Here is a 12,501-nt window from a genome sequence, read left to right as displayed (position 1 = left end):
GCCCCGGCGATGTTCGGCCGGGGCGGCTTCGAAAAGCGATCGTTGCTGGGCTGTGGGTGTCAGTACAGTGCGGCGGCGAGCTTGCGCCGGGCGGCGATCACGAAGGGCTCGGCGGGATCGAACAGCTCGAACAGTTCGAGCAGGCGGGTGCGGGCCCTGGTGCGGTCGTCGCCCGCGGTGCGCTTGACGATCGCGATGATCCGATCGAAGGCCGCCTCGGGTCGCTGCTCGAACATTTCGATGTCGGCGGCGTCGAGTGCGGCGTCCAGATTCGCCGGGTCGGCGTCGGCGGTGGCGACCACGGCCGGGTCGAGCTGCTGGGCCCTGGTCAGGAAGCGCAGCTGGCGCAGGGCCGCCTTGGCTTCCTCGTTGCCGGGTTCCTCGGCGATGATCGCCTCGTAGGCCGCCTCGGCGCCGGCGAAGTCACCTTCGGACAGCTTGTCCTCCGCGTCGACGAAGCGCGGGTCCTCGATTTCGGGCTCGACGGGAGCCGCGTCGGGGTCGCCCTCGAGCTTGCCCGCTGTCGCGTCCATCACAGCGTCGAGCCACTGCCGCACCTGCGGGTCCGGCTGCGCGCCTTCGAAATCGGCCAGCGGCTGCCCGCCCGCCACCGCGATCACCGTCGGAATGCCCTGCACGCGCAGCGCCTGCACGATGTTCATATTGGCTTCGGCCTCGATCACGGCCAGATCCCAGGCGCCACGGTCTTCGGCGTTGAACCGTTCCAGGGTGCGAACCAGCTCGACGCTGCCCGCGCTGCGCTGCGAGAACAGCGCGACCACCACGGGCACCTGCGTCGAGCGCCGAATCACCTTGGCTTCGAAATCCGCCTCGGTGACCGTGTGGTTCCCCGAGGCCGGAGCAGCAGCGCCACCGCCGGGAGCGGCGGGCGGCTGCTTCAGCGCGGACAGATCCACCGCACCGGACATGGCGGCGGCAGCGGCGGGCGATGGACGGCGGGCAGCGGGTCGAGTCACGCTTTCCAGTTTGTCACGAAGCTGTTGGAGCGGCAGCCGCGGAGCCCTTGCTCACGTCCGCGCTCAGCTCACCGAGCTGACCGGTGCGCACCGCCCAGACCTCGAAGATCACGGTGAACAGCGGCGGAATGCTCGACGCCAGTGCCAGCACGGTGGTCTTCCAGTTCCAGTTCAGTTCACGCGAGGTCAACAGCGCCGTGATCACGAACAGCACGAAGATCGCGCCGTGCACCGGTCCGAAGATCTTCACGCCGATCTCGTTGCCCTCCGCGGGCAGGTACTTGAACGCCATTCCGGTCAGCAGCCCGATCCAGGACAGCGCCTCGAGCACCGCGAAGAACCGAAACCGGCTGGCCGTGGACCGCAAATCGAAGAAACCCATGCCCACCATTGTGCCGCATGATCTACGACACCACGTAGTTGGACCGGTCACAACAAAAGCCCTGGTCCCCACGCGGAGTACCAGGGCTTTCGTAGTCGAACGGGATCAGGCAGGTACGCGGATGATCAGCGCGTCACCCTGACCGCCACCACCGCACAGCGCGGCGGCGCCGACGCCACCACCGCGACGCTTCAGCTCCAGCGCCAGGTGCAGCAGGATGCGCGCACCGGACATGCCGAGCGGGTGACCGATGGCGATGGCGCCACCGTTGACATTGACCTTCTCCGGGTCGAAGCCGAGCTTGCGGGTCGACGACACACCGACCGCCGCGAACGCCTCGTTGATCTCGATCAGGTCCAGCTCGGCGGGCGTGATGCCCTCCTTGGCGCACGCGGCGAGGATCGCGTTGGCCGGCTGGTCCTGCAGGGTCGAATCCGGCCCGGCGACCTGGCCCGCGGCGCCGATCTCGGCGATCCACTCCAGCCCCAGCTCCTCGGCCTTGGCCCTGCTCATCACGATCACCGCGGCCGCGCCGTCGGAGATCTGCGAGGCGGTGCCCGCGGTGACGGTGCCGTCCTTGCGGAAGGCCGGACGCAGCTTGCCCAGCGACTCGACGGTGGTGTCGGCGCGAATGCCCTCGTCCTCGGTGACGTAGACCGGGTCGCCCTTGCGCTGCGGCACGGCGACCGGCACGACCTCGTCCTCGAACAGCCCGTTCTTCCACGCGGCGGCAGCGCGCTGGTGCGAGGCCGCGGCTAGCGCGTCCTGCTCCTCGCGGCTCACCTTGTCGAGGTCGTTGCGATCCTCGGTGAGCAGGCCCATGGCCTGGTCGGTGATCACGTCGTGCAGGCCGTCGTAGGCCATGTGGTCGACGAGGGTGGTATCGCCGTACTTGAAGCCCTCACGGCTCTTGGGCAGCAGATGCGGGGTCTGGCTCATCGACTCCATGCCGCCGGCGACCACGATCTCGTGCTCACCCGCGCGGATCAGCTGATCGGCCAGTGCGATGGCGTTGATGCCGGACAGACAGACCTTGTTGATCAGCAGCGACGGCACATCCATCGGGATACCCGCGGCGATGGCGGCCTGACGCGCGGGCAGCTGCCCCGCACCGGCCTGCAGCACCTGTCCCAGAATCACGTAGTCGACCTGCGCGGGCGCGACGCCGCCCTTCTCGAGCGCGGCCTTGATGGCGACACCGGCCAGATCCGAGGCCTTGAAGCCCTTCAGACCGCCGAGCAGCCGACCGACCGGGGTACGCGCACCGGACACGATGACAGAAGTGGTCACGAAAGCCTCGCATTCATTGAGTCGAACCTCGCCGGAGGCACACGGCAGCACCGCGCGCGTACAGGAGTTGGACTCCACGGTAACCGGTATCGGCCCGCGCCCGGCACGCAGGTCCGCGCTAGCTTCGTGGGGTGACCAATGAGAACTTCATCCCCGCCGACTACGTCATCGCCGTCGACCACGTGGGCATCGCCGTGCCCGACCTCGACATCGCCGTGGCCTGGTACACCGACAACCTCGGCATGGTCGAGACCCACCGCGAGGTGAACGAGGCCCAGGGCGTCGTGGAGGCCATGCTGTCGTGCCCCGCCGCCGCCGACCGCGCGACCGCCCTGCAGTTGCTGTCCCCACTCACCCCCGAGTCGACCATCGCCAAGTTCATCGACCGCAGCGGCCCCGGACTGCAGCAGCTGGCCTACCGGGTCACCGATATCGAAGCGGTTTCGGACTTCCTGCGCGGACGCGGTGTGCGTTTGCTGTACGAAGCCCCCCGCCACGGAACCGCCGATTCCCGCATCAATTTCATCCATCCGAAGGATGCTGGCGGTGTGCTGGTCGAGCTCGTGGAGCCGAACCCGGACGTTACGCACTAGTACGCCGGTACTGTCGGTAAATCTCAGCGAGATCACAATCACGGTCGAGTCTCCATAGGCTCGCTCGAGGCTGTATTTTGTGTGCCATGTCGTCACCTGAGTCCGATCGCAATCGCTTCGTTGCACTGCCCTTCACCGTTGTGCGCAAGGGTTATGCGCAAGACGAGGTGCGCAACTACTTCGACCGCTTCGACGCTGAGCTCCGCGTCACCGCCACCGACCGGGATGCTGCCGCAGCGCAGGCCCGCAATCTCGCCAGCCAGCTGGAAGATGCGCGTGACGAGATCGACGAGCTCCGCAAGGAGGTCGACCGGCTTTCCGTGCCGCCGACCACCGCCGAAGGCATGTCCGACCGCATCTCGCGCATGCTGCGCCTGGCCTCGGACGAAGCGTCCGAGGTCCGCGCGCTTGCGCAGGCCGAAGCCGCCGAGATGGTGTCGATCGCCGAGCAGCAGGCCACCGAGATGCGTGGCAAGTACGAGTCGCTGCTCGCGGAGACCAAGGAGAAGCGCGAGGCGCTCGAGATCGAGTTCGAGCAGACCCTCGCGAACGCGCGCACCGAGTCCGCCAAGATCATCGAGGCCGCACAGGCCGATGTGGAACGTCTCGGCAAGGAGGCCGAGGCCAAGCGCAAGGCCACCCAGCAGGACTTCGAGGCCACCATGAACGATCGGCGCACCAAGCTGACCCGTGCCATGGAGGAGCTCGAGGCCACCAGTCGCGCCGAGGCCGCTCAGCGGATCAAGGATGCGACCGATGAGTCCAACCGCCTGATCAGCTCCGCCACCCAGACCTCCGAGCGCAAGATCGCGCACGCGAAGGAACTGGCCGAGGAGATGCGCGTGCTGCGCGGCCGGGTGCTCGCCCAGCTGCTCGGAATTCGCGGTCAGCTCGACTCCGTGCCCGCCATGCTCGCCGCGGTCAACCGCGAGAGCGAACTGCTCGACGGCACTCCCGAGCGCAAGTCGATCAGCAACAACAACGGCAACAAGTCGGTCTCGAGCTCGCGCCAGAACAAGGCCATCCCGGAGGTCGCCGACGAGGACATCGTCGACGAGGACCGCGAGAGCGCCGACGTCAACTGATCAGTCTGTCGGACTCGTAACGACATTCACCTGGAAAACCGAAGGCCGCCTCGAACATCGAGGCGGCCTTCGGTTTTCGCTGTCTGCGGCTCGGGTGTCGGTCAGGACCAGCGGCGGGTGATGCCGCGGGTGCGCCGGCCGTTCCAGCAGCCCTGGTGCCAGTGTCTGCGGTCGTCCTCGCCGCCCTCGGCGGCCCAGGCGACGATATGGGCGACACCGACGGCGATCTCGTGGTCGCAGCCGGGGCACCGATAGGTCTTCACCGCGCGGGCGCCGGGAACCGTTCGCACGATATAGGTTTCATCGCCCGGCCCGTCTTCGGTCCGGCCGTACACGTCACCGAGCGGTGCGGGGCCCGTAGGACGTCCGGTGCGTGGTTTACGTCGCGGCATCCCACTTCCCTCCTAGAAGAGGCGGAAAACGTTGCTCTCCGTGCCACGTAGCTCGTCGTAATCGAGCGTGAGGCAGCGGATTCCACGGTCCTCGGCCAGCGTCCTCGCCTGCGGCTTGATCTGCTGCGCCGCGAACACCCCGGCCACCGGGGCCAGCAGCGGGTCACGGTTGAGCAGTTCGAGGTAGCGGGTGAGCTGCTCGACACCGTCGATGTCACCGCGGCGCTTGATCTCCACCGCCACCGAGGCGCCGCCGGCGTCACGGCACAGCAGGTCCACCGGTCCGATCGCGGTCATGTACTCGCGCCGAACCAGGGTGTACCCCTCCCCGAGCTTCGTCACGTGTTCGGCGAGCAGCTCCTGCAGATGCGCTTCGACGCCGTCCTTCACCAGACCGGGATCGACGCCGAGCTCGTGCGAGGAATCGTGCTCGATCTCCTCGATGGTGATCTGCAGTTCCTCGCCGGCCTTGTTCGTCACCACCCACAGTGCCTTCGCGGTCACCGACTCCGGCACGTCCTGTTCCACCAGCCAGCACGGCGGACTCATCCAGTTCAGCGGCTTGTAGGAGCCGCCGTCGGAGTGCACGAGCACCGACCCGTCGGCCTTGATCAGCAACAGCCGACGAGCCATCGGGAGGTGGGCGGTCAGTCGACCGACGTAGTCGACCTGGCAACGAGCAATGACGAGGCGCACCCAAGCACTGTAGGCGACTGCCCCGGGAACGCAAAAAGGCCCCCAACCAATGGTTGAGGGCCTTTCGCAATGATGTTCCGGCAGTGTCCTACTCTCCCACACCCTGTCGAGTGCAGTACCATCGGCGCAGGTGGCCTTAGCTTCCGGGTTCGGAATGGGACCGGGCGTTTCCCCACCGCTATAACTACCGTAACTCTATGAAACTAGACAGCGCTCGCCACACAACAACTCAGAAGAGTCCTGTGTGAGTGTGCTGCAGTGTCTGTTGTTTCAGAAACCGCACAGTGGACGCGTAACACCTTCGTAGTAAGCCCTCGGCCTATTAGTACCAGTCACCTACACCAGTTACCTGGCTTCCAATTCTGGCCTATCAACCCCATGGTCTGTAGGGGGCCTTAACCCATCAAGTGGGAGAGAAACCTCATCTTGGAACAGGCTTCCCGCTTAGATGCTTTCAGCGGTTATCCCTTCCGAACGTAGCCAACCAGCAGTGCTCCTGGCGGAACAACTGGCACACCAGAGGTTCGTCCGTCCCGGTCCTCTCGTACTAGGGACAGCCTTCCTCAAGTTTCTTACGCGCGCGGCGGATAGAGACCGAACTGTCTCACGACGTTCTAAACCCAGCTCGCGTGCCGCTTTAATGGGCGAACAGCCCAACCCTTGGGACCTACTCCAGCCCCAGGATGCGACGAGCCGACATCGAGGTGCCAAACCATCCCGTCGATATGGACTCTTGGGGAAGATCAGCCTGTTATCCCCGGGGTACCTTTTATCCGTTGAGCGACACCGCTTCCACTTGCCGGTGCCGGATCACTAGTCCCGACTTTCGTCCCTGCTCGACCTGTCAGTCTCACAGTCAAGCTCCCTTGTGCACTTGCACTCAACACCTGATTGCCAACCAGGCTGAGGGAACCTTTGGGCGCCTCCGTTACATTTTGGGAGGCAACCGCCCCAGTTAAACTACCCACCAGGCACTGTCCCTGAACCAGATCATGGTCCGAGGTTAGAAGTCCAATACGATCAGAGTGGTATTTCAACGACGACTCCACCCGAACTAGCGTCCGAGCTTCACAGTCTCCCACCTATCCTACACAAACCGTACCGAACACCAATACCAAGCTATAGTGAAGGTCCCGGGGTCTTTTCGTCCTGCCGCGCGTAACGAGCATCTTTACTCGTAATGCAATTTCGCCGAGTCTGTGGTTGAGACAGCAGAGAAGTCGTTACGCCATTCGTGCAGGTCGGAACTTACCCGACAAGGAATTTCGCTACCTTAGGATGGTTATAGTTACCACCGCCGTTTACCGGGGCTTAAATTCTCAGCTTCGCCCATAACAGGCTAACCGGTCCTCTTAACCTTCCGGCACCGGGCAGGCGTCAGTCCGTATACATCGTCTTACGACTTCGCACGGACCTGTGTTTTTAGTAAACAGTCGCTTCTCTCTGGTCTCTGCGACCTCGTCCAGCTCAGTCCGTAAAGAACGTCACCAGACCAGGTCCCCCTTCTCCCGAAGTTACGGGGGCATTTTGCCGAGTTCCTTAACCACAGTTCTCTCGATCGCCTTAGTATTCTCTACCTGACCACCTGTGTCGGTTTGGGGTACGGGCCGTGTACCAGCTCGCTAGAGGCTTTTCTCGGCAGCATAGGATCACTGAATTCCCCTCAACGGGTACGCATCACCTCTCAGGCTTCATGCTGTGCGGATTTGCCTACACAACGCCCTACAGGCTTACACCAGGTATTCCATCACCTGGCCCAGCTACCTTCCTGCGTCACCCCATCGCTTACCTACTACAGCCAGGGTCGTATGCAGCAATTGCTCCCCTCGCCCGAAGGCTCAGTAAAACAACATTTGGATACTTAGCACAACTGATTCAGCATTGGGCGCGGATACACGGGTACGGGAATATCAACCCGTTGTCCATCGACTACGCCTGTCGGCCTCGCCTTAGGTCCCGACTCACCCTGGGCGGATTAACCTGGCCCAGGAACCCTTGGTCATTCGGCGGACGAGTTTCTCACTCGTCTTTCGCTACTCATGCCTGCATTCTCACTCCCGTGGCCTCCACAGCTAGTTCACACTGCTGCTTCCACGGCCACAGGACGCTCCCCTACCCATCCACACACCTGGCCCCAACCACTACAGTTGAGACGGGCTATTGTGTGAATGCCGCGGCTTCGGCGGTGTACTTGAGCCCCGCTACATTGTCGGCGCAGGATCACTTGACCAGTGAGCTATTACGCACTCTTTCAAGGGTGGCTGCTTCTAAGCCAACCTCCTGGTTGTCTAAGCGACCCCACATCCTTTTCCACTTAGTACACGCTTAGGGGCCTTAGCCGGCGATCTGGGCTGTTTCCCTCTCGACTACGAAGCTTATCCCCCGCAGTCTCACTGCCACGCTCTCACACACCGGCATTCGGAGTTTGGCTGACTTCGGTAAGCTTGTAGGCCCCCTAGGCCATCCAGTAGCTCTACCTCCGGTGTGAAACACGTGACGCTGCACCTAAATGCATTTCGGGGAGAACCAGCTATCACGGAGTTTGATTGGCCTTTCACCCCTACCCACAGCTCATCCCCTCAGTTTTCAACCTAAGTGGGTTCGGGCCTCCACGACGTCTTACCGTCGCTTCACCCTGGCCATGGGTAGATCACTCCGCTTCGGGTCCATAATGTGCGACTAAAGTTTCGCCCTATTCAGACTCGCTTTCGCTACGGCTACCCCTCGACGGGTTAACCTCGCCACACACCGATGACTCGCAGGCTCATTCTTCAAAAGGCACGCCATCACCCCACACAACAAGTTGCGAAGGCTTTGACGGATTGTAAGCGCACGGTTTCAGGTACTATTTCACTCCCCTCCCGGGGTACTTTTCACCTTTCCCTCACGGTACTAGTCCGCTATCGGTCACCAGGGAGTATTCAGGCTTACCGGGTGGTCCCGGCAGATTCACAGCAGATTTCACGGGCCCGCTGCTACTCGGGAGACATCCACAACAGCCAAGAAGTTTTCGTTTACCGGACTATCACCGTCTATGGCAGGCCGTTCCAGACCACTTCAACTAACCACTTGGTTTCTTACTGTTGCTCAACTCGGCAGAGTTGAGAAGAATGTTCCCACTACCCCAGCTAGACAACAACTGCCGTCTATCACATCTAACTGGTTTAGCCTCATCCGCTTTCGCTCGCCACTACTCACGGAATCACTGTTGTTTTCTCTTCCTGTGGGTACTGAGATGTTTCACTTCCCCACGTTCCCTCCACACACCCTATATATTCAGATGCGGGTAACACGACATCACTCGTGCTGGGTTTCCCCATTCGGAAATCCTCGGATCTCAGCTCGGTTGACAGCTCCCCGAGGCTTATCGCAGCCTCCTACGTCCTTCATCGGCTCCTGGTGCCAAGGCATCCACCGTACGCTCTTAAACACTTACTAACAAAGATGCTCGCGTCCACTGTGCAGTTCTCAAACAACACACCCGTTGTGACCTCATACCCAGACCTACTCAGCAGAATTACCCGCCGGCGGTTTCGAGGAAGATCTCATCGGATCGTTTGTTTTGCCAGAAAAAACACTCGCGTGTTCTTTCAGGACCCAATAGTGTGTCGGTATACCCATCGCGGTCGAAGACATTGCTTCGACCGTATGCGATGAAAGTTGTCAGCGTTCCACCCATGAGCTCCAGCCGGACCACGAATGGGTCCGAAACTGTCTCTGCCAGCAGCGATCTCGACTCTTCGAGACACTCACTGGAGAATTGCTCCTTAGAAAGGAGGTGATCCAGCCGCACCTTCCGGTACGGCTACCTTGTTACGACTTCGTCCCAATCGCCGATCCCACCTTCGACGGCTCCCTCCCACAAGGGGTTAGGCCACCGGCTTCGGGTGTTACCGACTTTCATGACGTGACGGGCGGTGTGTACAAGGCCCGGGAACGTATTCACCGCAGCGTTGCTGATCTGCGATTACTAGCGACTCCAACTTCACGGGGTCGAGTTGCAGACCCCGATCCGAACTGAGACCGGCTTTAAGGGATTCGCTCCACCTCGCGGTATCGCAGCCCTCTGTACCGGCCATTGTAGCATGTGTGAAGCCCTGGACATAAGGGGCATGATGACTTGACGTCGTCCCCACCTTCCTCCGAGTTGACCCCGGCAGTCTCTCACGAGTCCCCGCCATTACGCGCTGGCAACATAAGATAAGGGTTGCGCTCGTTGCGGGACTTAACCCAACATCTCACGACACGAGCTGACGACAGCCATGCACCACCTGTACACCGACCACAAGGGGGCCTACATCTCTGCAGGTTTCCGGTGTATGTCAAACCCAGGTAAGGTTCTTCGCGTTGCATCGAATTAATCCACATGCTCCGCCGCTTGTGCGGGCCCCCGTCAATTTCTTTGAGTTTTAGCCTTGCGGCCGTACTCCCCAGGCGGGGTACTTAATGCGTTAGCTACGGCACGGAGTCCGTGGAAGGAGCCCCACACCTAGTACCCACCGTTTACGGCATGGACTACCAGGGTATCTAATCCTGTTTGCTACCCATGCTTTCGCTTCTCAGCGTCAGTTACTTCCCAGAGACCCGCCTTCGCCACCGGTGTTCCTCCTGATATCTGCGCATTTCACCGCTACACCAGGAATTCCAGTCTCCCCTGAAGTACTCTAGTCCGCCCGTATCGCCTGCAAGCTTAAGGTTGAGCCCCAAGTTTTCACAAACGACGCGACGAACCGCCTACAAGCTCTTTACGCCCAGTAATTCCGGACAACGCTCGGACCCTACGTATTACCGCGGCTGCTGGCACGTAGTTGGCCGGTCCTTATTCTACAGGTACAGTCACTTGCGCTTCGTCCCTGTCAAAAGCGGTTTACAACCCGAAGGCCGTCATCCCGCACGCGGCGTCGCTGCATCAGGCTTTCGCCCATTGTGCAATATTCCCCACTGCTGCCTCCCGTAGGAGTCTGGGCCGTGTCTCAGTCCCAGTGTGGCCGGTCACCCTCTCAGGTCGGCTACCCGTCGTCGCCTTGGTGAGCCGTTACCTCACCAACAAGCTGATAGGCCGCGGGCCCATCTCGCACCGATAAATCTTTCCACCACCAAACATGCATTCAGTGGTCATATCCGGTATTAGACCCGGTTTCCCAGGCTTATCCCGAAGTGCAAGGCAGATCACCCACGTGTTACTCACCCGTTCGCCGCTCGTGTACCCCGAAGGGCCTTACCGCTCGACTTGCATGTGTTAAGCACGCCGCTAGCGTTCGTCCTGAGCCAGAATCAAACTCTCCGTTGAAGACTCTCGAAACAACCCTCCCAAAGGAGAGCGAATCAAAATTATCTAACTAGAGTCCGAAAACCTAGCAAATGCGAACACCAGCAAAAAGATTCGCTGTTGTTCAATGTCCAACCTCCCACGACCGGGGGGTACATGAAAGATTGGAACCAATAATAACTATTGGCACTGACATTCATCGACACACTATTGAGTTCTCAAAGAACACACGCACACACTTCTACCAACAACATGTCGTCGGGGTTTCGGTGAGGCAAGGGTTCAAACTTAGCTCAAGGCATTCACCGGAAGCAAATCCGGTTGATGTAACCCTGAACACATTATCAGTCAGGCGCTCAACGTCCTACCTCGTGTCCCAGCCAGTGGCTGAGTCGGTGTCCGTGTCGCTCTGACTCGAATAAAGTTACGTGCCGACAAACGCGAAGTCAAATCGGCTGGTCAGAGGCCCTATTTCGGTGCATCGACCCGTTCGACCTGTCCCCCGAGCGCCTGCATCTGCTCGACGAACCTCGGATAACCGCGGTCGATGTGATAGACGTCGTGCACTTCGGTGACGCCGTCGGCGACGAGGCCGGCCAGGACCAGGCCCGCTCCCGCACGGATGTCGGAAGACCAGACCGGCGCACTCGACAAGCGCGGGATCCCACGGACCACCGCATGATGACCGTCGGTCCTGGCATCGGAGCCAAGTCGGATCATCTCCTCCACGAAACGGAACCGTGCCTCGAAGACGTTCTCGGTGATCATCGAGGTGCCGTCGGCGATGGCGGCCAGGCCGATGGCCATCGGCTGCAGGTCGGTCGGGAAACCGGGGAACGGCAGCGTCGCGAAGTTCACCGCGCGCGGACGTTCGGCTTGCACGACCCGGAAGCCGTTGGGCTCGTAGGAGATTCGCGCACCGGCCGAGCGCAGCTTGTCCAGCACCAGGGCGAGGTGCTTGGGGTTGACCCCGGTGACACGGACGTCGCCCGTGGTCATCGCGGCGGCGATCCCCCAGGTGGCGGCGACGATGCGGTCGCCGATCACCCGGTGTGTAGTGGGCGAGAGGCTCTTCACGCCCTGCACGGTGAGCACGGAGGAACCGGCACCGTCGATCTGCGCACCCATCTGGACGAGCATGGTGCACAGGTCGACGATGTCGGGCTCGCGCGCCGCGTTGTCGATGACCGTCTCCCCCTCGGCCAGGACCGCGGCCATCAGGATGTTCTCGGTCGCGCCCACCGACGGGAAGTCGAGGCGGATCCGCGCGCCCTGCAGCTGTTCGGCCGACGCCACGACGCAACCGTGCTCGATCGCACTGGTCGCACCGAGCAGGCGTAGCCCCGCCTGGTGCATATCGAGGGGGCGCGAACCGATGGCGTCACCACCGGGTAGCGCCACCACGGCACGTTTGCAGCGCGCCATCAGCGGACCGAGCACACACACCGAAGCGCGGAACTGGGTCACCGCGGGGAAGTCCGCGTGGTACTTGGGTTCGGCGGGGGTATCGATGGTCACCACCGAGTTGTCGCCGCCGACGTCGTCGGAGATCGTCACATCGCAGCCGAGGCCGCGCAGCACCTCCGCCATCAAGGGGACATCGAGGATGTCGGGGCAGTTGGTGATGGTGGTCGTGCCCTCGGCCAGCAACGAGGCAGCCATCAGCTTCAGCACGCTGTTCTTCGCGCCGCCGACCGCGACCTCGCCGACGAGTCGATTGCCGCCGGAGACCAGAAACCGTTCGCTCACCACGCCAGCTTATCGACCGTCACGCGACGACACGCCCCCCTGCCACGAAAGAACAAGAAACCGACCGA

The 12,501-nt window shown here is 61.8% G+C and carries 8 protein-coding genes and 3 rRNA genes; 2 read left to right on the top strand and 9 right to left on the bottom strand.

What is annotated here, in order from left to right; all coding sequences use genetic code 11:
* Positions 1-59 precede the first annotated feature (59 nt).
* The 3 genes from OHS03_RS34055 to OHS03_RS34045 form a co-directional block, all read right to left on the bottom strand.
* Positions 60-929, bottom strand: a complete 870-nt coding sequence (locus OHS03_RS34055; RefSeq protein WP_056817844.1) for a tetratricopeptide repeat protein — start codon at positions 927-929, stop codon at positions 60-62.
* A gap of 61 nt (positions 930-990) precedes the next feature.
* Positions 991-1,368, bottom strand: a complete 378-nt coding sequence (locus OHS03_RS34050) for a DUF3817 domain-containing protein (RefSeq protein ID WP_056817846.1) — start codon at positions 1,366-1,368, stop codon at positions 991-993.
* Positions 1,369-1,464: 96 nt separating this feature from the next.
* Positions 1,465-2,649 carry an acetyl-CoA C-acetyltransferase gene (locus OHS03_RS34045; RefSeq protein ID WP_328659664.1) on the bottom strand — a complete coding sequence of 395 codons (1,185 nt, stop codon included), beginning with the start codon at positions 2,647-2,649 and terminating at the stop codon, positions 1,465-1,467.
* 131 nt (positions 2,650-2,780) lie between these two features.
* Between OHS03_RS34045 and mce the strand changes: the two genes are divergently transcribed.
* Positions 2,781-3,242 carry a methylmalonyl-CoA epimerase gene (mce, locus tag OHS03_RS34040; RefSeq protein WP_056817848.1) on the top strand — a complete coding sequence of 154 codons (462 nt, stop codon included), beginning with the start codon at positions 2,781-2,783 and terminating at the stop codon, positions 3,240-3,242.
* A gap of 86 nt (positions 3,243-3,328) precedes the next feature.
* Positions 3,329-4,327, top strand: coding sequence for a coiled-coil domain-containing protein (locus OHS03_RS34035; RefSeq protein WP_266296147.1), 999 nt, complete (start codon positions 3,329-3,331; stop codon positions 4,325-4,327).
* A gap of 101 nt (positions 4,328-4,428) precedes the next feature.
* Here the strand turns inward: OHS03_RS34035 and OHS03_RS34030 are convergent, their stop codons facing one another.
* The 6 genes from OHS03_RS34030 to murA form a co-directional block, all read right to left on the bottom strand.
* A complete protein-coding gene (locus OHS03_RS34030; RefSeq protein ID WP_194830080.1) occupies positions 4,429-4,719 on the bottom strand; it encodes an Rv1322 family protein in 291 nt (96 codons plus the stop codon).
* A 12-nt stretch (positions 4,720-4,731) separates the two neighbouring features.
* Complete coding sequence (nucS, locus tag OHS03_RS34025) at positions 4,732-5,415, bottom strand: endonuclease NucS (protein ID WP_056817852.1); 684 nt, start codon at positions 5,413-5,415, stop codon at positions 4,732-4,734.
* Between the two features lie 75 nt (positions 5,416-5,490).
* Positions 5,491-5,607: ribosomal RNA gene (rrf, locus tag OHS03_RS34020) — 5S ribosomal RNA — on the bottom strand.
* A gap of 110 nt (positions 5,608-5,717) precedes the next feature.
* Positions 5,718-8,853 (bottom strand): 23S ribosomal RNA (locus OHS03_RS34015).
* A gap of 333 nt (positions 8,854-9,186) precedes the next feature.
* Positions 9,187-10,705: ribosomal RNA gene (locus OHS03_RS34010) — 16S ribosomal RNA — on the bottom strand.
* Together the 16S, 23S and 5S rRNA genes form the textbook arrangement of a ribosomal RNA operon.
* A gap of 447 nt (positions 10,706-11,152) precedes the next feature.
* Positions 11,153-12,433, bottom strand: a complete 1,281-nt coding sequence (gene murA, locus OHS03_RS34005; protein ID WP_056819138.1) for a UDP-N-acetylglucosamine 1-carboxyvinyltransferase — start codon at positions 12,431-12,433, stop codon at positions 11,153-11,155.
* Positions 12,434-12,501 lie beyond the last annotated feature (68 nt).

Origin of the sequence: Nocardia salmonicida (assembly GCF_036142455.1) — a bacterium.
Taxonomy (GTDB): Bacteria; Actinomycetota; Actinomycetes; order Mycobacteriales; family Mycobacteriaceae; genus Nocardia; species Nocardia salmonicida.
The sequence above is the reverse complement of the archived record's forward strand: the minus strand, read 5'-3'. Positions and strand labels throughout refer to the sequence as shown.